This is a genomic window from Caballeronia sp. GAFFF1 (genome assembly GCF_023630705.1).
Taxonomy (GTDB): domain Bacteria; phylum Pseudomonadota; class Gammaproteobacteria; order Burkholderiales; family Burkholderiaceae; genus Caballeronia.
Genome location: NZ_JALQEM010000041.1, coordinates 318,613 through 341,187 on the forward strand (window position 1 = coordinate 318,613; position 22,575 = coordinate 341,187).

At 62.8% G+C, this 22,575-nt stretch carries 22 protein-coding genes; 12 read left to right on the forward strand and 10 right to left on the reverse strand.

Features of this window, described 5'->3' with window-relative positions:
- Positions 1-36: 36 nt before the first annotated feature.
- Both NCR37_RS26775 and NCR37_RS26780 read left to right on the forward strand, forming a co-directional pair.
- The gene (locus NCR37_RS26775) at positions 37-339 is read left to right on the forward strand and encodes a hypothetical protein (protein ID WP_250475824.1); all 303 of its coding nucleotides are present in this window, start codon (positions 37-39) and stop codon (positions 337-339) included.
- A gap of 57 nt (positions 340-396) precedes the next feature.
- Positions 397-750: a cupin domain-containing protein gene (locus tag NCR37_RS26780; protein WP_250475825.1), complete on the forward strand. Its 354-nt coding sequence runs from the start codon at positions 397-399 to the stop codon at positions 748-750.
- A gap of 7 nt (positions 751-757) precedes the next feature.
- Here the strand turns inward: NCR37_RS26780 and NCR37_RS26785 are convergent, their stop codons facing one another.
- Positions 758-1,777 carry a GlxA family transcriptional regulator gene (locus tag NCR37_RS26785; protein ID WP_250475826.1) on the reverse strand — a complete coding sequence of 340 codons (1,020 nt, stop codon included), beginning with the start codon at positions 1,775-1,777 and terminating at the stop codon, positions 758-760.
- A 119-nt stretch (positions 1,778-1,896) separates the two neighbouring features.
- Here NCR37_RS26785 and NCR37_RS26790 point away from each other — a divergent pair, with 119 nt between their 5' ends.
- Positions 1,897-2,538 (forward strand): HD domain-containing protein, encoded by a 642-nt coding sequence (locus NCR37_RS26790; protein ID WP_250475827.1) that lies wholly within the window; start codon positions 1,897-1,899, stop codon positions 2,536-2,538.
- 20 nt (positions 2,539-2,558) lie between these two features.
- Here the strand turns inward: NCR37_RS26790 and NCR37_RS26795 are convergent, their stop codons facing one another.
- Positions 2,559-3,326, reverse strand: coding sequence for an SDR family oxidoreductase (locus NCR37_RS26795; RefSeq protein WP_250475828.1), 768 nt, complete (start codon positions 3,324-3,326; stop codon positions 2,559-2,561).
- A gap of 576 nt (positions 3,327-3,902) precedes the next feature.
- Here NCR37_RS26795 and NCR37_RS26800 point away from each other — a divergent pair.
- Positions 3,903-5,660 carry a hybrid sensor histidine kinase/response regulator gene (locus NCR37_RS26800; RefSeq protein ID WP_250475829.1) on the forward strand — a complete coding sequence of 586 codons (1,758 nt, stop codon included), beginning with the start codon at positions 3,903-3,905 and terminating at the stop codon, positions 5,658-5,660.
- Between the two features lie 39 nt (positions 5,661-5,699).
- Here the strand turns inward: NCR37_RS26800 and NCR37_RS26805 are convergent, their stop codons facing one another.
- Genes NCR37_RS26805 through NCR37_RS26820 form a run of 4 tightly spaced genes read right to left on the reverse strand, consistent with a single transcriptional unit; the run spans position 5,700 to position 9,049 of the window.
- Positions 5,700-6,152, reverse strand: coding sequence for a thioesterase family protein (locus NCR37_RS26805; protein WP_250475830.1), 453 nt, complete (start codon positions 6,150-6,152; stop codon positions 5,700-5,702).
- A 3-nt stretch (positions 6,153-6,155) separates the two neighbouring features.
- The gene (locus NCR37_RS26810) at positions 6,156-7,103 is read right to left on the reverse strand and encodes an L-carnitine dehydrogenase (RefSeq protein WP_250475831.1); all 948 of its coding nucleotides are present in this window, start codon (positions 7,101-7,103) and stop codon (positions 6,156-6,158) included.
- Between the two features lie 19 nt (positions 7,104-7,122).
- Positions 7,123-8,052 carry a 3-dehydrocarnitine:acetyl-CoA trimethylamine transferase CdhC gene (cdhC, locus tag NCR37_RS26815; protein WP_250475832.1) on the reverse strand — a complete coding sequence of 310 codons (930 nt, stop codon included), beginning with the start codon at positions 8,050-8,052 and terminating at the stop codon, positions 7,123-7,125.
- A gap of 58 nt (positions 8,053-8,110) precedes the next feature.
- A complete protein-coding gene (locus tag NCR37_RS26820) occupies positions 8,111-9,049 on the reverse strand; it encodes a choline ABC transporter substrate-binding protein (protein WP_250475833.1) in 939 nt (312 codons plus the stop codon).
- A gap of 180 nt (positions 9,050-9,229) precedes the next feature.
- Between NCR37_RS26820 and NCR37_RS26825 the strand changes: the two genes are divergently transcribed.
- Complete coding sequence (locus NCR37_RS26825; RefSeq protein WP_250475834.1) at positions 9,230-10,201, forward strand: GlxA family transcriptional regulator; 972 nt, start codon at positions 9,230-9,232, stop codon at positions 10,199-10,201.
- Positions 10,202-10,203: 2 nt separating this feature from the next.
- Here NCR37_RS26825 and NCR37_RS26830 read toward each other — a convergent pair whose 3' ends face one another.
- The 3 genes from NCR37_RS26830 to betC all read right to left on the reverse strand — a co-directional run bounded on the left by NCR37_RS26830 (position 10,204) and on the right by betC (position 14,057).
- Positions 10,204-11,379 carry a porin gene (locus NCR37_RS26830; RefSeq protein WP_250475835.1) on the reverse strand — a complete coding sequence of 392 codons (1,176 nt, stop codon included), beginning with the start codon at positions 11,377-11,379 and terminating at the stop codon, positions 10,204-10,206.
- A 153-nt stretch (positions 11,380-11,532) separates the two neighbouring features.
- Entirely contained in the window at positions 11,533-12,480 is a 948-nt protein-coding gene (locus NCR37_RS26835) for a choline ABC transporter substrate-binding protein (protein WP_250475836.1), read from the reverse strand.
- 41 nt (positions 12,481-12,521) lie between these two features.
- A complete protein-coding gene (betC, locus tag NCR37_RS26840) occupies positions 12,522-14,057 on the reverse strand; it encodes a choline-sulfatase (protein ID WP_250475837.1) in 1,536 nt (511 codons plus the stop codon).
- A 127-nt stretch (positions 14,058-14,184) separates the two neighbouring features.
- On the opposite strand from betC, the gene NCR37_RS26845 reads away from it, so the two are divergent.
- From NCR37_RS26845 to NCR37_RS26870, 6 genes are all read left to right on the forward strand, one after another.
- Entirely contained in the window at positions 14,185-15,084 is a 900-nt protein-coding gene (locus NCR37_RS26845; RefSeq protein WP_250475838.1) for a choline sulfate utilization transcriptional regulator, read from the forward strand.
- A gap of 121 nt (positions 15,085-15,205) precedes the next feature.
- Positions 15,206-15,793, forward strand: coding sequence for a transcriptional regulator BetI (betI, locus tag NCR37_RS26850; RefSeq protein WP_250475839.1), 588 nt, complete (start codon positions 15,206-15,208; stop codon positions 15,791-15,793).
- 30 nt (positions 15,794-15,823) lie between these two features.
- Positions 15,824-17,293: a betaine-aldehyde dehydrogenase gene (betB, locus tag NCR37_RS26855; protein WP_250475840.1), complete on the forward strand. Its 1,470-nt coding sequence runs from the start codon at positions 15,824-15,826 to the stop codon at positions 17,291-17,293.
- Between the two features lie 11 nt (positions 17,294-17,304).
- Positions 17,305-19,026 carry a choline dehydrogenase gene (gene betA, locus NCR37_RS26860; RefSeq protein ID WP_250475841.1) on the forward strand — a complete coding sequence of 574 codons (1,722 nt, stop codon included), beginning with the start codon at positions 17,305-17,307 and terminating at the stop codon, positions 19,024-19,026.
- Positions 19,027-19,070: 44 nt separating this feature from the next.
- Positions 19,071-20,027, forward strand: coding sequence for a choline ABC transporter substrate-binding protein (locus tag NCR37_RS26865; RefSeq protein ID WP_284507037.1), 957 nt, complete (start codon positions 19,071-19,073; stop codon positions 20,025-20,027).
- A 123-nt stretch (positions 20,028-20,150) separates the two neighbouring features.
- The gene (locus NCR37_RS26870) at positions 20,151-20,498 is read left to right on the forward strand and encodes a DMT family transporter (protein ID WP_250475983.1); all 348 of its coding nucleotides are present in this window, start codon (positions 20,151-20,153) and stop codon (positions 20,496-20,498) included.
- 21 nt (positions 20,499-20,519) lie between these two features.
- Here NCR37_RS26870 and NCR37_RS26875 read toward each other — a convergent pair whose 3' ends face one another.
- A complete protein-coding gene (locus tag NCR37_RS26875) occupies positions 20,520-21,119 on the reverse strand; it encodes a cytochrome b (RefSeq protein WP_250475842.1) in 600 nt (199 codons plus the stop codon).
- Between the two features lie 320 nt (positions 21,120-21,439).
- Here NCR37_RS26875 and NCR37_RS26880 point away from each other — a divergent pair, with 320 nt between their 5' ends.
- Positions 21,440-22,564, forward strand: coding sequence for a VIT1/CCC1 transporter family protein (locus tag NCR37_RS26880; protein ID WP_250475843.1), 1,125 nt, complete (start codon positions 21,440-21,442; stop codon positions 22,562-22,564).
- Positions 22,565-22,575: the final 11 nt, after the last annotated feature.

The following is a 22,575-nucleotide window of genomic DNA, read 5'->3' on the forward strand; positions in this document are numbered from 1 at the left end:
GCGTCTATATGCCCTGCAGCATTTACTTCAGAGCGAATGGATTTCGTGTCCGGCGCGGTCACGAGAGTGGCCGGGCCATCCGCCACGCGCATGCGACGCACCCTGCCGCTGCATGCGCAAGCTGGCGACACTGCTGTAACATCGCCGACAAAGCCTTACGCCATCGCCGGAGGCCGCGCGACGTTGCTCTCCATTCAGCGGAGGAATAGCCTATCCATGCTCAAGCCGACGCTGCCGAAGCACGCGGGCTTCGCCGTCAACGCGCTCTGCAAGGAACTCAAAGAAACGGCGGAGTTTCGATCAATCCGCCGCAGCGGCCGTGGCAACGAACACGAATAACGTTCGATCACGGCCGACAGACGCAGTCTGACCCGGTGGACATCTCAGGAGACAACCATGGCTGGCGTAGGAAGCGAAAAGGTGTTCGAGAACGACAAAGTCATCGTGTGGAACTTCGCGCTTCAACCGGGCGAAGAGACGCCGGTTCATACGCATGAGCACTCGTACATGTGGTACGCAATAGAAGGCGCGCCGCTCCATATCTACGACAAGGACGGCGCGGACCTAGGCATCTTCGAAGTACCGACGGGCGCCGTGTATTCGCTCAAATGCGAGGGCGGCTATCTCGAAGTGCTCTCGGAACTCGGCAAGGGCGCCCGCGTGCCGGCGACGCACAAGGCGCGCAATGACGGCACGCGGCCGTATCGCGAAGTGCTCGTCGAATACAAGGACGCCATGCCGGCAAGCTGAAGCCGGCTCAGGGCCCCGGCCGCCTCCTCAGGCGCGCCGAACTCGCGTCCGCACCCTCGTCAGCGCGTGCAAGGGTCATGAAACGCTTTCGGTACTCCGAAGGCGTCACGCCCACGTGCTTGACGAAGGTGCGCCGCAACACGTCCGCATTAGCGAACCCGCATTTCGCAGCGAGCTGTTTCGGCGCATCGCCGCGCGTCTCGATGAGATTGCGCGCAGCCGCCACGCGCGCCGATTCCACCCAGACCGCCGGCGTCACGCCCACTTCTGCCTGAAAGAGCCGGGCGAAATGGCGCGGGCTCAAACGGGCATGCGCGGCCATGCTGGCCACGCTATGGTCGAGCTCGGGTCGCGCCGCGACGAGCCGCTGCACTTCCTGCAAGACCGAGCGGCCCGCTGGCTGCGCCCGGCCCTTGCGGCTGAACTGCAACTGTCCGCCGGGGCGCTTGAAGAACATCACAAGCTGACTGGCGACGCGCATCGCGATATCGCGCCCGAGATCCTCCTCGACGAGCGCGAGCGCCAGATCGAGGCCGGCCGTCACGCCCGCGGCCGTTCGCAGCTTGCCGTCGCGCACATAGAGCGCGTCCGGCTCCGCGGTCACTGTCGGATAGCGGCGCGACAACTCGTCGATGCAAGACCAGTGACTCGTGATGCGCTTTGTCTCCAGCAAGCCTGCTTCGGCAAGAATGAACGCGCCGGTGCATACGGAGCCAAAGCGTTTTGATCGCTTCGCAACTGTCCTCAACCACTCGCGCAACGTGGTCGAAATCGTCATGGTCGATGCATGAGGCGCGCCCGCGACAAGCAGCGTATGCACTGCAACGAAGTCGTCGCCGACTATCTCGTCCGGCAGCAGCCGCGCGCCCGACGAACTTCTCAACTGCCCTGCCCGAGTGCCGACGATCTTCAGGTCATACTCGTCGCGCCCCGTCTCGACGTTGGCTTGCGCGAACACGTCGAGCGGTCCGCAAACGTCGAGCATCTGCACGCCGGGCACCGCAAGGATGGCAATTGTCTTGGCCATGACAGCATGATTCTCCAGGTCCGAATGTCGCGCGAAATGGCAGGATTCGACGTTTCACGCGTAACAGTGCCAACGATACCACGCCTGACAATAGTGCTCATCACCCTCAGGAGAACACCATGAGCACTAGCGCGAATACCGTTGCCATTCCGGATAGCCAGCTTGCCCGGGCAATCACGGAGTTCGTCCGCGATACGGAAACGGAGCTGCTTTTCAATCATTCGAGCCGCGTGTATTACTTCGGCGCCCTTGCCGGCCAGCGGCGCGGCGTGAAGTTCGACGCGGAACTGCTCTACGCCGGCGCCATGTTTCACGACATGGGCCTCATGCCTTCGCACAGCAGCCAGACCGAGCGTTTCGAAGTGGACGGCGCGAACGCCGCGCGCGACTTTCTGAGGCAGCACGGCATCGCCCCCGCCGACATCGACCTCGTGTGGACCGCCATCGCGCTTCATACGACACCGGGCGTGCCGCAACATATGCATCCGGTGATCGCGCTCGTGACCGCGGGAGTCGAGATGGATGTGCTCGGTCTCGCTTACCCGGAGTACAGCGAGGCGGAAAGAACCGCTGTCGTCAATGCGTATCCGAGGACCGAGCACTTCAAGGAGGACATCATTCAGGCGTTCTACGACGGTATCAAACACAAACCTCACACCACGTTCGGGAACGTCAAGGCCGACGTCATCGCGGACAAGGAACCGCGCTTTCGGCCGGGCAACTTCTGCTCCGTTATCCGCAACTCGGCGTGGCGCGGGTAGGCGCCGGGGCTGCGCGAGCGTCAGAGGACCGCGAGCCAGCCACCGTCGACGTAGATGATCTGTCCGTTGACGTAGCTCGATGCGGACGACCCGAGATAGACCGCCGTGCCGACGAGTTCTTCGGGCCTGCCCCAGCGCCCTGACGGGTTGCTGCTCTTGACCCACCGGTCGAAGTCGGCGTTGTCGACAAGCGCCTGATTCATGTCGGTCAGGATATAGCCGGGGCCGATCGCGTTGGCCTGAATATCGAACGGCGCCCACTCGGCGCTCATGGCGCGCGTGAGCATCTTGATGCCGCCCTTGGCAGCCGTATAGGGTGCCACCGTCGCGCGCGCGCCTTCGCTCGTCAACGAGCCGATATTGATGATCTTGCCGCCGCCCTTGCGCTCGATCATGCGCCGCGCCGCTTCTTTCGCGACGATAAACGCGCTCGTCAGATTGGTGTCGATCACGCGTTGCCAGTCGGCGAGCGCGAGCTCGATCATCGGCTTACGGAACTGAATGCCGGCGTTGTTCACGACGATGTCCACTTCTATACCTTGCGCGTCCCACGCTGCGAATGCGGCTGCAACGGATGCTTCGTCGGTGACGTCGAAGGCTTGACCACGTGCGTCGAAGCCTTGCGCGAGCAGCCGGCTCACGGCCACATCGACGGTCTCGGTCTTCGTCCCGTTCACGATGACGCGTGCGCCAGCCGAGCCAAAGCCCTCCGCGAGCGCATAGCCGATGCCGCGCGCCGAACCCGTGACGAGCGCCGTGCGGCCGCTCAGATCGAACAACTTGTTCATGCTGTTTCCTTGTGTGATGCGCGTGATGAGCGCGAGCGCCGTCCTTTATGGCGATGCATAAGCCGTCGTGCATCGGCAGCGAGCGCGGTGGTCGCGCCTCCTACTGCCGGACAATAGCGGAGGAGCGCATGTTGCGTCTGTTGAACGAGCGGACTGTGGCACGCCGTGAGAATCGCGCCGTGAACGCGAGGTCCGCGGGCACGTACCTGCCCTGCCCCGCGACGGCAGGATGCATCGCACCGAACGCGCATGATCCACGTGATCGCTTGCGGATCGGATTACGGCCAATGGGAACGCGGCAGTACGATGGTTTCGCGAATGCGCCCTGCGCAGGCCTGCTCGCCCATGTGACTGAGCACTTGCCGCTGCAACGTCCGCAACGAATACGAGCCGCTCCAGATCATACGCAGAAGATGGGGAAGCTAGCAGAGGGCAATACTAGGGAACAATCAGGGTTCACCCTCCGCGTGAGCCGAACAAGGACAGCGGTCGCCGAGGGGAGGCACGCGGGCTGCTAGCAGACGTCGGTTGGCGCATTGCGCCGTGCATTGCGTGGGCTCCGGAGGACGCTGACACATGAACACCGACCGCGACTTACCAGCCGACGCGTACCGGATCGTCTTCAGGCTGCTGCCGAGCCCTTGCCTGCTGCTCTCGGTCGACGAGGGCTACACGATCCTGGACGCGAACGAGGCATACCTGCGCGAGACCGTCAGTGAACGCGAGCATCTGGTCGGCCGCCCGGTATTCGACGCGTTTCCCGACAATCCCGGGGATCAGAAGACGCAGGCGACGAAGATTCTCGGCGACTCGCTACAGCGCGTCGTCCGGTTGCGCCGCACGGACGCAATGGCGTTGCAGCGTTACGACGTGCCGGACCGATCGAGCGATAAGGGCGCGTTTATCGTGCGCTACTGGAGTCCGATCAACATCCCGCTCTTGAACACGGATGGCTCCGTGGCGTTCATCATTCATCGCGTCGAGAACGTCACGGACTTCGTGATGGACGTACACAGCCGCACGACGACGCGGCACATCCCGGCATGCGATCGCGGAAGCAAGCACGTCGAAAGCGAATCGGAGCTGATTCGCCGAAGCCGGCAGCTATCGAATTCGAATCAGGAACTGCGCAGGCTGAGTGAGGAGGCGTTCGCGCTCGCTGCCCGGCTGAAGGACGAGAGCATCAGGAAGGACGAGTTTCTCGCGATGCTCGGTCATGAGCTGCGCAATCCGCTGGCGGGTCTCGCATCGGCGTTTCAGCTTATCGACAGGACGGATGCGGAGCAAGGCGTGCCGCAGGAGATCGGCTCGCTGATCAACCGCCAGATCGGCACGCTCACGCGTCTCGTGGACGATCTGCTGGATGCGTCGCGGGTTTCGCGTGGCACCATCCGGCTGCATCGTGAGCCGATCGATCTGCGCATGGTCATCGAAACGGCCGCCTATTCGGTCCGAAAGGAATTCGAGGCGAAAGGACATTCTCTCGTCATCGACCTCGCGCCGGGCGATTACGCGATGAACGGCGACGCCACGCGCTTGCAGCAGGTGGTCGCGAACCTGCTCTCGAACGCGGTCAAATTCACGGACGCCGGCGGCAACATCTGCATGCGTTTGTCCGCGAGCAAGGCGAACGAAGAACGGCAGGCCGTGCTTATCGTCGAGGACAACGGTCGTGGCATTCCGGCGCGCCATCTCGAGTCCATCTTCGAATTGTTCGCGCAGGTCAATACGACGCTCGACCGCGCCGAGGGCGGTCTCGGCATCGGACTGAATCTCGCGCGCCGGCTGGTGGAACTGCACGACGGCACGCTCGTGGCGCGGTCCGAGGGCGAGGGAAAAGGCAGTCGGTTCATCGTCGAGCTACCGCTTTCGATCGAAGCGCAGCGAGCGGTTCCGGCGTCCGAGCAGTTGATCTTCCATGGCGATCAGGATGTCTCCATCCTGCTGGTGGAGGACAACGAGGACGTGCGAGCGGCGACCGCCGCGATGCTGGAGTCGCTCGGGTACACGGTCGCGACTGCATGCGACGGCAAGAGCGGCGTGGACGCGATGGTGGCCCAGACGCCCATGGTGGCGATCGTCGATATCGGCTTGCCCGGCATCGACGGATTCGAGGTGGCGCGGCGAGTGAAGGAAACGCTCGGAAACAAGCGTCCGCATTTGATCGCGCTCAGCGGCTACAGTGGCCCTGAAGTGACCGAGCGCGCCATGGAAAGCGGTTTCGACGATGTTTTCGTCAAGCCGATCGATATCGGATTGCTGCGGCGATCCATTCACGGCGTCATGGCGAAGCGCCACGCGGCAGAGCTAGGGTTAGGGGAGCCGAGCGCGTGAGTCGCGGGCTTTGATTCAAAGCATTACTAACGACCACGCTCAAGGAAAGCCGATGACCCTGCCCGCATAGACCGCCTCCGTCCCGGAGATCGTCGCCTGTGCCGCAATGTTCGCTGCGATGTCTTCATCGAACGAAGCGGCCTTCGGCGCGCCGCTCGTGTCGATATGCATGAGCATCTGTTCGCAAGCGGACGCGGGCTCGACGCTCTCTCCCTCGAACATCTGCAAATACAGATGTATGCGCTTCCTGTCGTGCGCGATGACGCGCGCATCGACGCGCACGGCCGCGCCTTCCTTCAGTTCGCGCAGATAGCTGACATGCGCCTCCAGCGTGAAGAGCGTGCGATGCCGCGCGCGCCGCTCGCTGTCTCCGAGGCCGATGTCGTCCATGAAAGCATCCGTTGCGAGACTGTAGATCAGCATGTAAAAAGCATCGCGCAGATGCCCGTTGTAGTCGACCCACTCGGGCCTTACCGTGTCGCGATAAATCATCTGTCAGTCCTCGATGCCATGACGCGCCTTCGCCTCTGCAATCGCCTCGATCACGCTCGTGATGCAGTCGTCGCGATACCGTTCCAGATCCTTGATGCTACGTCCCTTCGTCTGCTTCGCGGTGCCGTCCACCACACGGTCGATGAGTTCATCGGTCAACTCGGGCGCGACGAGCTTCGTCCACGGCAACTCCAGCGCCGGCCCGAACTGCTGCATGAAATGCCGCATGCCCGCTTCGCCGCCCGCGAGCGTGTAGGTCAGGAACGTCCCCATGAACGACCAGCGAATGCCCGCGCCGTAGCGAATGGCGTCGTCGATCTCGCCTGTCGTCGCCACGCCTTCATTCACGAGATGCAGCGCCTCGCGCCACAACGCTTCGAGCAGCCTGTCGGCGATGAAACCGGGCACCTCGGCGCGCACGCGCAACGGCCGCATGCCGATGGAAGCGTAGAACGTCATGGCAGCGTCGATCGATTCTTCCGATGTGCTGCCGCCGCCCAGCACTTCCACGAGCGGCAGCAGATACACCGGATTGAACGGATGGCCGACGACGCATCGTTCGGGACGAACGGCACTCGCATAGAAGTCGCTCGGCAACAGTCCCGATGTCGACGACGCGATGATCGCCTCGGGTTTCGCCGCGCGGCTCACGCGTTCGTGCAGCGCGAGCTTCAGGTCTTCGCGTTCGGGCGCGCTCTCCTGTATGAAGTCCGCATTCGCGACGCACTCTTCCACGCTCGGCACCACGCGAAGCCGTTGCTGCGAGGCGCCCGCCGTCAGCCCGACGCGCTCCAGCGCGGGCCATGCGTTCGCGACGTTCGCGCGGACCACCGCTTCGGCGTTCGGCGCCGGGTCCCACACGGTGACATCGAGACCATGCGCGAGGGCGCGCGACACCCATCCACTACCGATGACGCCCACGCCCAGCGCGGCGAATTGCTTGACTTGCATGTGCTCGCTCCTTCGGTGCTCACGCGAATTGTTCGACTGCACGCTTTTCCAGCGGACGCTCGCCGCGCGCCGGCAGGCCCAGTTTCCGGCGCCCCTCGGCAGGCGTGAGCGCGCGGCCCCCCAAGCGTTCGATGATCTCGACGGCCCGCTGCACCAGCGTTCCGTTGCTCGCCGGCACGCCGCGATCCAGCCAGAGATTGTCTTCGAGGCCGACGCGGACATGGCCGCCGAGCAGCATGGCCTGCGCGACCATCGGCATCTGCATCCGGCCGATGCCGAAGCCAGCCCAATGCGCGCCGGTCGGCATGTTGTCGACCATCGCCTTCATCGTGCCCGTGTCGGGCGGCGCGCCCCACGGAATACCCATGCACAGCTGAAAGAGCGGCGGCGCATCGAGCAGACCCTCTTTGAGCAGTTGATTGGCGAACCACAAGTGCCCGGTATCGAATATTTCGAGTTCGGGCTTCACGCCCAACTCCTGTATGCGCTTCGCGCCCGCTCGCAATTGCGCGGGCGTGGAGACGTAGATGTAGTCGCCATCGCCGAAGTTGAGCGTGCCGCAATCGAGCGTGCAGATCTCGGGCAGCAACTCTTCGACATGCGCGAGACGCGTGAGGCCGCCGACGAGATCGGTGCCCTTGCCAAAGCGCATCGGCTCTTCGCCCGGACCGATCTCCAGATCACCGCCCATGCCCGCCGTCAGGTTGATGATGACATCCACGTCCGACGAACGGATGCGGTCCACTACCTCCCGGTAGAGCGCGGGATCGCGGCTGCCTCGTCCGGTGCGAGGATCGCGCACATGGCAATGGGCGACGGTGGCGCCGGCGCGCGCCGCTTCGATGGCTGCATCGGCAATCTCCTTGGGCGTTACCGGAATCGCGGGATGCCTGTTGGTCGTGTCGCCCGCTCCGGTGACTGCGCAAGTAACGATGACTTCGTAGTTCATGTTTATCTGGATACCTAATTACTTCAAGGGACCGGTGATCGCGTCACCGGGGCGGAAATCAGAGGCCGAGATACTGCCTGACGGCGGGCAGACCGTCTTTTCCATCGACAGTCTTCACGCCCGCAAGCCACGAATCGAGCAATTGCGGGTTCTGCTTGAGATAAGCCTTGGCTGCATCGGCGGGGCGTTCCTTGTTCATCACCGGCTGCATGAGGCGGTTTTCGAGGTCGGTCGTGAAGCGCAGATTCTTCACTAGCTGGCTCGCGTTCGGGCAGCGCGCGAGGAAGTCCGGGTTGGTCAGCGTGTAAACGCGCGCCTCGCCATAGTTCGGGCCGAACACGTCGTCTCCGCCCGCCAGATAGTTGATCTTCATCTGAATGTTCATGGGATGCGGCTCCCACGCGAGGAACACGACCGGCTTCTTCTCGCGGATCGCGCGTTCCACTGTCACGAGCATCCCTGCCTCGCTCGATTGAACCAGCTTGAAGCCGCCGAGGCCGAACTGGTTGGTGTCGATCATCTTCTGAATCTTGGCGTTCGCGCTGCTGCCGGGCTCTATGCCGTAGATCGTGCCATCGAGCTCGTCCTTGTGCTTCGCGATATCGGCAAACCTCTTGATGCCCGCGTCGTACGCATAGCTGGGCACCGCGAGCGTCGCCTTCGCGCCGGAGAGATTGGGCGGCTCGATCTTGTCGATGCTCTTCGCATCGAGAAACGGCTGCACCGCCTTCTCTTGCACCGGCCACCAGTAGCCAAGCGACACGTCGATCTGTTTGTTCTTCAGGCCCGCGAGCGAGATCGGCACCGATGCGACCGTGGTGCGCGGCGTATAGCCGAGCCCTTCGAACAGCACGGACGCGAGCGCCGTCGTCGAGGTGATGTCCGTCCAGCCGATGTCGACGAAGCGCACGGTGCGGCAGGTCGCATCGTCGTTCGCGTAGGCGACGTGCGCGGCGCATGCGGATGCTACGAGAAGCGAGAGCAGGCGAAGTTTCATGGTGGCGTGACCGTCGAAAGAACGTGTGTAGAAAGTACCGCTGCATTAAACCATTGGAACGCCTCATTGCGACCACGAGTTGACCGCGAGCGACCTGCGGGTTTACAGGGACACGCCCGATTGCGCGCGCTTTTTGCACTTGATAGCGTGACGGATCGCTGACTGGTGCCCCTTCATTCGATGCCCGTCCCTCAAGACTTCCACTTCCTGCTGCTGCCGCAGTTCTCGTCGATCGGCTTCATGTCGGCGATCGAGCCGCTGCGCGTCGCGAACCGCTTCAGGGGCGAGCTGTATCGCTGGCACATTGTTTCGGTCGATGGCGGGCCGGTCGTCGCGAGCAACAGCATTTCGCTCAATGCGGACCATTCCATCGACGAAGCCGCCGATGCGCGCACGCTCATCGTCGTATCGGGATTCGAGCCGCTCGCCGCGTACACGCGCGGCATCGGCGAGTGGCTGCGCAAGCTGGATCGCGCAGGCGCCACGCTCGGCGGCATCGATACAGGAAGTTTCATTCTTGCCGAAGCGGGGCTGCTCGCAGGCAAGCGCGTGACCTTGCACTGGGAGGCGCTGGCGGCTTTCGCGGAGCAGTATCCGTCCATCGAAACGAGCCAGGAGATCTTCGAGATCGACGCGCGACGCATCACGTGCGCGGGCGGCACGGCATCCATCGACCTGATGCTCGACCTGATCGCCCGCGATCACGGCGCGGAACTCGCCGCGCAAGTTTCCGAGCAGTTCGTGCTCGGGCGCATCCGGCAGCGCAGCGATCATCAGCGCATGAAGATCGCCGCGCGTTACGGCATTCATAACCGCAAGCTGATCCAGGTGATCGGCGTGATGGAGCAGCACATGGAAGAGCCGCTTGCGCCCGATGCGCTGGCCGAATCCATCGGCGTCACGCGGCGACAGCTCGAACGTCTATTCTGCTCGGCGCTGAAGGACACGCCGACGCATTTCTATCTCGGCCTGCGTCTCGCGCGCGCCCGCGAACTGCTTCAGCAAACCGATATGTCGATACTCGCGGTCTGTGTCGCGTGCGGCTTCGAATCGCCTTCGCATTTTTCGCGGACGTACCGGGCGCGCTTCAATGCGAGCCCGCGGCAGGACCGCAGCGCCGTGCGCGCCGCGATCACCGCCCGTGCCGCCTGACGTCAGAAGGAGTGGCGCATGCCGACGCGCACATCTGCCTGCGTGTTCGATGTCGACGGCGTGAAGCTGTAGCCGATGACCGCATCGACCGGGCCGGAAGAACGCAGATAATCGCCGGAGATATAGACGTCGGTGCGCTTCGACAAGAGATAGTGCAGCCCGAGCGATCCCTGATTCCAGTGATTGCCCTCGAAGCGCGTGTGCTGGTAGCCGCCGTAGAGCGCGATATCCGGCCTGAAGTTATACGAAGCGCCCGCCTCGTAGACGCGCATGTAGGACGTCACGCCCAGCCCCTTGACGCTCGTCCATGTGAAATTACCCGACACCATGAGATCGCCGATGGTCCAGGCGGCGCCCATTGCGAGCGCGCCTTGCTTGTCGGTCGGAAACGCGTTCGTGCTGTAGAGGTCGGTGCGCGCGCCCGTCACGGGATCGATGCTGACGACAGGCTGCCCGAGGAACGTATGCGCGCCGATCATCGCGTACGGATCGAACGCATAGATGCCATTGGGGTTATTCAATTGCGTATAGGCGATGCCGAGGTTGAACGTATTCGCGGCATAGTGCCCGCCCACGCTCCATGCGCTATTGCGATGAAAATTGCCCGCCACGTTGCCGAACGAATACATGCCGCCGAACGTGAAGCCGCCATAGTTGTTGGACAGGAACTTCACCGAGTTGGGCAGCCGGTCGCCGTTCATGCGGTCGAAGTCGCCCTGGTGAATGGCATAGCCGCTCGCCCACGCGGAGATGTTATACAGATAGACGAACTCTTCGGTCATATCGAGCTGATTACCGAACGACACCTGGCCCCACTCTTTGCTTGCGAGACCCACGTACGCCTGACGGCCGAACTCCGCGCCGCCGAACGCGTAGCTTCCGTTGCCCAGATGGAAGCCGGATTCCAGCACGAAGACCGCTTGCAGTCCTCCGCCCAGATCTTCCGTTCCGCGAAAGCCGATACGGTTGCCGTAGGAGATGCCGTCGTCGAACTTGACGACATGCGAACCGCCGGTGTTGTTCACATAGGTAATGCCTGCGTCGAGAATGCCGTAGAGCGTCACGCTGCTTTGTGCTTGTGCTTGAAGAGGCGCGATAAGCGCGCTTGCTGCGAGGACGAAACCGGTGATGCACGACGCGCGTCGTGCGTGGCGTTGTACGGCATTCGGTGTGTTCATCAGCGTGTCCTTTTTATTGTGGATCGACACGTAAAGTAAATTGCCATATACGTGGTGGCTCGACTAATTGCGACGCAAATGTGTTCAGTTGCGACGAGATCGCGCTGCACGCGTCGGCGCAGCGATGCTCCGGCGCGCGCTTGAGAGGGCTTGCTACTTCACGCCCAGCGCGCTTTGGACCGCTTCCAGTCCATTGCCGCCGTTAGCCGTGGTCACGCCTTCGAGCCATGTTTTGAGGAGCGCAGGATTGCGTTTGAGCGCATCCGTTGCGGCCGAATCGATCTTCCGCTTCTTGTCCAGCACGTCGGAGATGACGCTGTTCTCCAGATCGACGTTGAACGCCATCTGCCGGAATAGACGCCCGACGTTCGGGCATTGCTGTTCATAGCCGCTGCGCGAGACCGTGTTCACCGTCGCGCCGCCGAAGTCGGGACCGAGATACTTGTCGCCGCCGTCGAGATAGACGAGCTTGAACTTCGTGTTCATCAGATGCGGCTCCCACGCGAGGAAAACGATGAACTTCTTGTCGCGTATGGCGCGCTCGACTTGCGTCAGCATGCCGGTTTCGCTCGATTCCACGACCTTCCAGTCGCCGAGACCGAAGGCTTTGTCGTCCACCATCTTCTTGAGGTTCTGGTTGGCCGGCGCGCCCGGCTCGATGCCGTAGATGCGCTTGTCGAACTTGTCCGCGTTCTTCTCCAGGTCCGCGAATGAATGCACGCCCGCCGCCGCCACATAGTCCGGCACGGCGAGCGTGAACTTGGCGTTGGTCAGGTTCGGCCGCACCACGTCGATGGATTTTTCGTCGACGAACGGCTTCACGAGCGGCGCTTGCGCGGGCATCCAGTTGCCGAGAAACACGTCGATCTGCCCTTTCTTCAAGCCCTGATACGTGATCGGCACCGAGAGATTCGCGACGTCCTGCCGGTAGCCCAGCGCCTTCAGCACGATGCCGCTCATCGCGTTGGTCGCGTCGATGTCGGTCCAGCCGGGATCGGCCATGCGCACCTGCGTGCAGGACGGCGGATCGGCGGCGAATGCGACCGACGCCGCGCAGCCGAGCGCGGTACATAAAACTGCCTGAAAAAGGACTGTTTTCATCTGCGTTCCTGTCGGTGAGTGCGGTTGATGGTCAAGCGGCTTCAGTGCTCGACGGCGGGAAAGCGCGCCATCGCTTCGAGATCGTCGAGGTCGAGATGATTGCGCATGTAACGCTGGCTCGCGTCGACGCGGGGCTGCCAGTCCCACGACTGAATCGCGCCGCGCGTGGTCGACGCGAAATGGAAGTGACGGCGGCGCTGGCTCGCCAGCACGTCGCGATGCAACGCGTCGAGGTCCCAGCGGCGCGCCACTTCCTCGCGAAACGCGGCAACGAGCTCGCGGTGCCGTTCGTCCTCCGCGAGATTGCTGCGCTCGAACAGATCGGCTTCGAGGTCGTAGAGCTGGTCGGGATCGACCTTCGTATGAATGAACTTGTACACCCCGCGCCGGATCATGACGATAGGCGCGATCGCGCCTTCGGCCAGATACTCGCCGATCGCTTCGTCATGACCGCCCGTTCCGGTCAGATGCGGCATGAGGCTGCGTCCGTCGATGGCATCGGGCCAGTCGCGCGGCGATGCATTACCCGCCAGATCGGCGAGCGTCGGCAGCAGGTCGAGATGCGAGACCGAGTCGGCGACGCGATGCGCCTCGAAGCGCCCCGGCCGATGCACGATGAGCGGCACGCGGCAGCCGCCTTCGAAGAACGTCATCTTGTACCAGAGGTTGCGCTCTCCGAGCATTTCTCCGTGGTCGGATGTGACGATGATCGTGGTGTCGTCCGCGAGTCCGGCCTGTTCCAGCGCTTCCAGAATGGCGCCGAACTGGTCATCGACATACGACACCGCGCCGTAATAAGCGCGCCGCGCGTTGCGGATCTGCTGGTCGGTCGGCGGCGTGCGATCGGCTTCGTAGACATGCCGCAGACGCCGCGAATGCGGATCGCTCGCTTCGAGCGAGTCGCGATGAAGCGGCATGTCCACATCCTCATCGCGATACATGTCCCAGTATTTGCGCGGTATCGCATACGGATCGTGCGGATGCGTCAGCGACGCCACCATCATGAAAGGCCGCGCGTCCTTGCCCGCTTGCCGCTCGCGGGCGAGATCGAAAAGCTTTTGACGCACGGTGAACGTCACTTCGTCGTCGAAGTCGAGTTGATTGGTTCGCACGCACGGGCCCGCATCGATGACGGAGCTCATGTTGTGGTACCACGAAGGGCGCGTTTCGAAGTCACGCCAGTCGGGCGTCCAGCCGAAATCGGCAGGATAGATGTCGGTGGTGAGCCGTTCTTCGAAGCCATGCAGCTGATCCGCGCCGCAAAAGTGCATCTTGCCCGACAGAATCGTGCGGTAACCCTCCGCGCGCAGATAGTGCGCGAAGGTCAGCGTCTCGGACGGAAACTCGGCGGCGTTGTCATATGCGCCGATCTTCGACGGCAGCTTTCCCGCCAGCAAGGAGAAACGCGACGGCGCGCACAGCGGACTCGCGCAGTACGCCGATTCGAACACCACGCCGCGACGCGCGAGGGCGTCGATGTGCGGCGTCTTCGTCACGCGATTGCCGTACGCGGCGAGCGCGAACGGCGTCAGTTGATCGGCCATCAAAACAAGGATATTTTGTTTCGCTTCAAGCATGGCGCACGCCTCGAATAGAATCGGATGCCGGAATCCGCGCGCCCGGGGTGTTCGCGCAACGCCACTATTGCCGTCCGATTTCCGTCTGTGAAGACGACATTTCGTTATGCGCTCATAAGGAGCCGTTATGCCGCGACAAGACCGCCTGCCGCCCATGCAGGCGCTGCTGATGTTCGAATCCGCCGCGCGGCTCGCGAGCTTCACGGCGGCTGCGCGCGAACTCGGCTCGACTCAGCCCGCGGTGAGCCAGCGCGTCGTACAACTGGAAGAAGCGCTCGGGACAGCGCTTTTCGAGCGCGGCCATCGCGGCGTGACGCTCACCGAAGACGGCGCGCGCCTCTTCGACGCGGTGCGTCAGGGCCTCGACGTCATCCGCGAAGCCACGAGCGATATCCGCGCGCGCCGCGCCCAGCGCGCGCTCACCTTGTCGACCGACTTCGGCTTCGCCACCTATTGGCTCATGCCGCGCCTGCCGCAATTCAAGGCGTTGATGCCCGATGTCGACGTGAAGATCATCACGTCCCAGCAGATGCCGAGTGTGTCCGGCGACGGCGCGGACGTGGCCATCGTCTTCGGCGACATGCACGGCGACTGGGGCGCGCGCCGGGCCGTGAAGCTCTTCCCCGAACGGGTGACGCCGGTATGCAGCCCCACCTTCGCGGCAACGCACGACACGTCCTATCTCTCAAAGCTGCCGCTGCTGCACGTCGAGCGCACGCAACCGGAGCGGTGGCTCTCCTGGAACGCGTGGTTCGACGCGCACGGACAGGCCGCGCCGCCGATGCACGGCGGGCTGACATTCAACAGCTACGCCCTCGTAGCGCATGCGGCGGTCATGGGCCAGGGCGTCGCGCTCGGCTGGTCGCCGCTCGTCGACGAACTGGTGTCCACCGGCCAGCTCGTCGGGTTGAGTGAAACCTCGCTCGTCACCGATCGCGGCTACATGCTGCTCACGCGACGCGAAGAACCACCCGCCGTGCGCGCGTTTCAGGACTGGCTGCTGGACGAGTGCGACGCAAGCGTCTGACGCAGAACGCTCGCGTTTTTCTCGCGTTTTTGTTGATTGACCGTTCAATATAAAAAAAGTAGCATGTGCCGACACACTGGTCAATGCCGAAGGCGGCCGCGCTCTCACAGGTCGATCAACCATGCCAAAGCTTGGAATGCGCGAGCTTCGTCGCGCGCAACTCATCGATGCCACGCTGCTGACCATCGACGAAGTAGGACTCACGGGCGCCACGCTCGCGACAGTGGCGCAGCGCGCGTCGATTTCGACTGGCATCGTGAGCCATTACTTCGGGGATAAGGACGGGCTGCTGGAGGCCACGATGCGCCATGTGTTGCGATCCTTGTGGCAAGGCACCTCGCGCCGGCGCAAGGCCGCGAAGCCCGATGCACGTTCGAAGCTGCGCGCGGTCGTCGCTGCCAACTTCGACGTGGAGCAGGTCAACGGACCGGTCATGAAAACGTGGCTCGCGTTCTGGTCCGAAAGCATGCACAAGGAACAACTGCGGCGCTTGCAGTACGTGAATACGCGCCGTCTCTATTCGAACCTCTGCACCGACTTCTCGCGCGTGCTGAGCCGCCCTGCCGCCCGCCGCGCGGCGACGGGACTCGCGGCGCTGATCGACGGTCTGTGGTTGCGCGGCGCGCTCGCGGGCGAACCGTTCGATACGAAGAGCGCGCTGCGCGTCTCGTACGACTACATCGATCTCATGATCGGGCCACGCGACTGATCCCCATAACGCACTCAGGAGACGCAGGCGATGCCCCTTTTCGACGAGCAACGGCTTTACATCGGCGGCGAATATGTCGATGCGACGAGCGGCGAAACCTTCGACACGCTCGATCCCGCCACGGGTGAAAGCCTCGCGCGCGTGCAGCAGGCCTCGCAGGCCGACATCGACCGCGCGGTTCGGTCAGCGCAGGCCGCGCAGCAGGAATGGGCCGCGTTGACGTCGATGCAACGCTCACGCATTCTGCGTCGCGCGGTGGACTTGCTACGCGCGCGCAACGACGAACTTGCCACGCTCGAAACGCGCGATACAGGCAAGCCGATCGCCGAGACGCGTGCCGTGGATATCGTCACGGGTGCGGACGTTATCGAGTATTACGCGGGGCTCGCGACGGCCATAGAGGGCGAGCAGATACCGCTGCGCGAAGCGTCGTTCGTCTATACGCGGCGCGAGCCTATCGGCGTGTGCGCGGGCATCGGCGCGTGGAACTATCCCATTCAGATAGCATGCTGGAAGTCGGGGCCCGCGCTCGCGGCTGGCAACGCGATGATCTTCAAGCCCAGCGAAGTCACGCCCTTGAGCGCGCTGAAGCTCGCGGAAATCTACACGGAAGCGGGCGCGCCGCCGGGCTTGTTCAACGTCGTGCAAGGCGATGCCCGCGTCGGCGCGATGCTCGCGGAGCACGCCGGCATCGACAAGATATCGTTCACCGGCGGCATCGAGACCGGCAAGAAGGTGATGGCTCGCGCGGGCGGTTCCACGCTCAAGGACGTGACGATGGAACTGGGCGGCAAGTCGCCGCTGATCGTCTTTGCCGATTCGAACCTCGAACGCGCCGCCGATATCGCGATGAGCGCGAACTTCTTCAGCTCAGGCCAGGTATGCACCAACGGCACGCGTGTGTTCGTCGAGCGCGGTGTCGCCGAGCAGTTCGAACGCCTCGTGCAGGGACGCGTGAAGCGCATTCGTGTCGGCGCGCCGGAAAATCCGCATACCAACTTCGGGCCGCTTGTGAGCGCCGCGCAGATGCAAAAGGTGCTCGGCTACATCGAAGAAGGCAAACGCGAAGGCGCGCGGCTCGTTGCAGGCGGCGCGCGCCTCACCGATGGCGCATTCGCCCGCGGCAACTACGTAGCGCCGACCGTGTTCGCGGATTGCCGCGACGACATGCGCATCGTGCAGGAAGAGATATTCGGACCGGTCATGTGCATCCTTTCCTTCGACGACGAGGCCGAAGTCATCGCCCGCGCGAACGACACGGTCTATGGGCTCGCGGCCGGTGTCGTCACCGAGAACCTGTCGCGTGCGCACCGCGTGGTGCATCGGCTGCATGCGGGCATCTGCTGGATCAATACGTGGGGCGAGTCGCCTGCGGAGATGCCCGTTGGCGGATACAAGCAGTCCGGCATCGGTCGCGAGAACGGCATCGTCACCCTGCACGCCTATACGCGCATCAAGTCGGTTCAAGTGGAACTCGGACCGTATCAACCCGTGTTTTAAGGAGCATGCCGATGAGCGTGAAAGAGTTCGACTACATCATCGTCGGCGCCGGTTCGGCGGGCAACGTGCTCGCGTCCCGTCTGACCGAAGACGAAGACGTGACTGTGCTGCTGCTGGAAGCAGGCGGTCCCGATTACCGCTTCGATTTCCGCACGCAGATGCCGGCCGCGCTCGCGTATCCGCTACAAGGGCGCCGTTATAACTGGGCCTACGAAACGGAGCCTGAGCCGCACATGAACAACCGCCGCATGGAATGCGGACGCGGCAAGGGGCTCGGCGGATCGTCGCTCATCAACGGCATGTGCTATATCCGCGGCAATGCGCTCGACTACGACAACTGGGCGTCGATGCCGGGGCTCGAAAACTGGAGCTACCTCGATTGCCTGCCGTATTTCCGCAAGGCCGAGACACGCGATATCGGCCCGAACGAATACCACGGTGGCGACGGCCCGGTGCATGTGACGACGAGCAAGCCCGGGAACAATCCGCTCTTCGCCGCCATGATCGAAGCCGGCGTGCAGGCGGGCTATCCGCGCACGGACGATCTCAACGGCTATCAGCAAGAAGGCTTCGGGCCGATGGATCGCACCGTCACGGCGAACGGCCGACGCGCGAGCACCGCGCGAGGCTATCTCGACCGCGCAAGGCATCGCGCCAATCTCACCATCGTGACGCATGCCGCAACCGACCGCGTGCTGTTTTCGGGCAAGCGCGCAATCGGCGTCGCTTATCTGCATGGCGGTCAACGGGAGACGGCGCATGTGCGTCGCGAAGTGCTCGTGTGCTGCGGGGCGATTGCGTCGCCCCAGTTGTTGCAGCGTTCGGGCGTGGGGCCGTCTTCGTGGCTGAAGGAGCTGGAGATTCCGTTGGTGCACGACTTGCCGGGCGTCGGCGAGAACCTTCAGGATCATCTGGAGATGTACATGCAGTACGCATGCAAGGAACCGGTGACGCTCTACCCTGCGCTGAAGTGGTGGAACCAGCCGGCCATCGGGCTCGAATGGATGGTCAAGGGAACCGGCATCGGCGCCACGAATCATTTCGAGGCGGGCGGTTTCATCCGCACGCGCGACGACGATCTCTGGCCGAACATCCAGTATCACTTCCTGCCCGTTGCGATCAATTACAACGGCTCGAATCCCATCGAGATGCACGGCTTTCAGGCGCACGTCGGCTCGATGCGCTCGCCGAGCCGCGGCCGCGTGAAGATCAAGTCGCGCGATCCGAACGCGCATCCGAGCATCCTGTTCAACTATATGGCCGATCCGCTGGACTGGCGCGAGTTTCGCGACGGAATTCGCATCACGCGGGACATCATGCGGCAGCCGGCGCTCGCGCGCTATCGCGGAGAAGAGCTGCATCCCGGCGCCGATGCAATGAGCGATAGCGAACTCGATGCCTTCGTGCGCGCGAAGGCGGAGACGGCTTACCACCCCTCATGCTCGTGCAAGATGGGCTATGACGACATGGCAGTCGTCGACGCCGAGGGACGCGTGCATGGCATGAGTGGCCTGCGCGTGGTGGACGCATCGATCATGCCGCAGATCACGACGGGCAATCTGAACGCGCCGACCATCATGCTCGCGGAGAAGATCGCGGACCGCATTCGGGGCGTCGCGCCGCTTCCTAAAGTCAATACTCCTTATTTTGTGGCTGACAGCGCCAGGAAGCAGCCCGCTTCTGTAGGCGCGAACGCGCCGCTACCGTCCGTCGTCAGCGTCAAAGAGCTTTGAAGAAAGCAGCAATCACACGATAACCCCTTCCAACTGGAGCAGCGATGAGACACTTCGTAGCCGGATTGACATGCACCTTCGCTATTGCTTTTGCCAGCAGCTTCGCCGTGAGCGCGCAGGCGGCGGATCCGGCTAGCTGCCGCACCGTTCGCATGGCCGACATCGGCTGGTCCGACATCGCTGCGACGACCGGGCTCACGACCAACGTCCTGCAGGGCCTGGGCTATGCGCCGTCGAAGATGATGGCCTCGGTTCCCATCACGTTCGCCGGCGTGAAGTCGAAACAGATCGACGCCTTTCTCGGCTATTGGTCGCCCTCCATGGACCCGGTGATCGAGCCGTTCGTCAAGTCCGGGTCTGTCAAGGTCGTGAACCCGCCTAATCTGACCGGCGCGAAATATACGCTGGCCGTTCCCGACTATGTTTATCAAGCGGGTATCAAGAGCTTCTCCGATATCGCGAAGAATGCGGACAAGCTGCAGTACAAAATCTATGGAATCGAGCCCGGCAACGACGCGAACATCCTCATCGACAAGATGATCAAGGCCAATCAGTTCGGTCTTGGCAAATTCAAACTCGTGGAGTCCAGCGAGGCGGGCATGCTCGTGCAGGTGAACCGGGCGATTCAGAACAAGGAGTGGATCGTTTTCCTCGGCTGGGAACCGCATCCCATGAACGTGCGAATGAAGATCGACTATTTATCGGGCGGCGATGACGTGTTCGGCCCGAACTACGGTGAAGCGAAGGTGTACACCGTGCAGCCGACCGACTACGCGACGCGATGCCCGAACGCGGCGAAGCTCTTCTCGAACCTTCGCTTCAGTACCGCGATGGAAAATCAGATCATGACTCACATCATGGACAAGGAAGACCCGAACAAGGCCACGCTCGATTGGCTAAAGGCCAACCCGTCTATTCTCGACGGCTGGCTCGCGGGCGTGACGACAATCGACGGAAAGCCGGGACTGCCCGCAGTCAAGGCTTATCTGGCGAACCACTGAGAAGCGAGCGGACTCATCGCCTAAAAGCGGCGGTTCGACTGCGGACGAAAACAAAGCGTGCTGCTGGCGATTCGATTCGATTCGCCAGCAGCTTGCATTCGACGACGAAGCCCTGAGCAACTCATGACCCATGAAAAGACGTCGGCCTATGGCGCATTATTCGTAGCAATACTGCTCGAAATCGGCGCAACGACTTGCCTGCAGAGGTCCGAACAGTTCACGAAGCTCGCCCCGACGTTCGCAATGGCTTGCCTTTACCTAGGCGCGTTTTATTTTCTCTCTATCGTGCTGAAGACTATTCCCGTTGGACTGGCTTACGCCATCTGGAGCGGGCTGGGCATCGTGCTCATTTCGGGCATCAGCATCTTCGTGTTCCATCACAAGCTGGATGCGGCCGCCTTTCTCGGTCTTGCGCTGATCGTAGTGGGCGTCGTCGTCATCAATGTCTTTTCAAAAGCGAGCGTGCATTGAGCGTTGGCTATCTGGACTAGCTCAAAGGTCACGCCGCTTCAGCCCCGGCAGCATGCGCGCCAATACCGCATCGCGCACGATCCAGTGATGGAACAGCGCCGCGGCCGCATGTGCCGCCGCGAGCACGATGATCGCCCAACCGATGAACTCGTGCGCTTCGCCGATGTTGTGATGCGACGCCTTGCTGAACGGTGCGAACGGCGGCGGGATCAGGAGGCCGAAGAAGCTCATCGACTCGTCTCCCGACCATCTCAACACGAAGCCGAGCACGGCTTCCGACATGAGTAACGCATACAGCAGATAGTGCACGCCCTTGGCCGCGAGTTCCGCCCATCCGGACGTGGCGACCGGCGCCTGATGCCCGGGCGACACGCGCCACAGAATGCGCGCAATGATCACCGCCGCCAACGTGATGCCGAAGGACATGTGCGCCACGATCAGCAGATGCCGTGTCGGGCGGGGCGTGAATCCCCACACCTGAGACAGAATGAATTGAGCCAGCACGAGAACGGCGGTCAGCCAGTGCAGCGTGATGGACACGCGGTCGTACGAGGTTCTGTCGTCGCCGGCCGCGATTCGCGTCGCCGTCATGGCGGGATTCGAAGGTTGCTTGCGTTGCATGGTGCAATGTCCGGCAAAGTGCCGCTCGGGTTGTTCAACGTTTAGAAATAAGGCAAGACTAGCGGGTCCGCAGACGGCGATGCCCTCGGCATCGCAAGATAACAGAGAAGCCATGAAACTTTCGCGACTGCGCGAACAAGCCCCAAAGTCTGTTACGCCGCTGCTTAAGGCTCGCTTAACGGCGTGCCACGCATGCACGAGTGTGCGCATGCGCGAATGCAAACCATTGGCATTCTTGGTCACCGCGCGCTTGAGGGCTTTTCGCGCTCCCGTTTCGCGCTGGCGATACAGTTGTGATTCTGATCCGCAGGCCCACCGTCATGGCATCAAAACAAGAATTGAAGCGGTATCGCGCGAATCTTGCCGATGAACTGCACAGCGCGGCCCTCTACGAGACGCTCGCGCGCGTCGAAGCGCGAGCCGACCGCAAGCGTATTTTCGCGGAACTCGCGGCATCCGAGAAGCAGCACGCGCAAGTGTGGGCGGACAAGCTCCGAGCGAATCACGAACGCGCTCGCACAGGGCCGGCTCTGAAAACCGCCCTGATGAAGGGACTGGTTCATGTGTTCGGCGCGCGCTTCGTGCTTCCGACGCTTGCCGCATCCGAGTTCGCCGACCGGAACAAATACGCGGGCAATCCCGATACCGCAACGATGTCAGCCGACGAGCACCGCCACGCAAACGTCGTGCAGTCGCTAGCCAATGAAGGCAAACGAGCCGCGACCAAAGGCGCTGAAATTGCCGATGCCGAGTCGTGGCACCGGGGCGTCTCATCGGGCAACGATCTGCGCGCAGCAGTGCTCGGCGCCAACGACGGTCTCGTGTCCAACTTCTGCCTCATCATGGGCGTGGCCGGCGCGAGCGCACCCAATCGAGCCATTCTGTTGACTGCGCTCGCGGGCATCATAGCGGGCGCGTGTTCGATGGCGCTCGGCGAGTGGCTGTCGGTCACGAACGCGCGTGAACTCGCCCGGACACAGATTCAACGCGAAGCGGACGAACTCGAACACACGCCGGAAGCCGAAGAGCACGAGCTGCGCATGATCTATCGGGCAAAGGGCCTGGATGGCGACGAAGCAAGCCGCGTCGCGTCACAGATCATGCGCGACAAAGACAAGGCGCTCGATGCGCTCACGCGCGAAGAGCTCGGCCTCGACCCGGCCGAACTCGGCGGCAACCCGTGGTCCGCGGCCGCCGTATCGTTCTGCCTGTTCTCGGCGGGAGCCGTGTTTCCCGCGATGCCGTTCCTGTGGTCCACGGGACGCCCCGCGATCGTTCAATGCATCGCACTGAGCATACTGGCGCTCGCGGCCATCGGCATGTTCACGTCTCTCTTCAATGGCCGCGGCACGATCTTCTCCGCCGCGCGTCAGATTCTGATCGGACTTGCCGCCGCTGCATTCACGTTCGGCGTCGGACATCTGCTCGGCGTCTCGGTATCCTGAACACGTCCGGT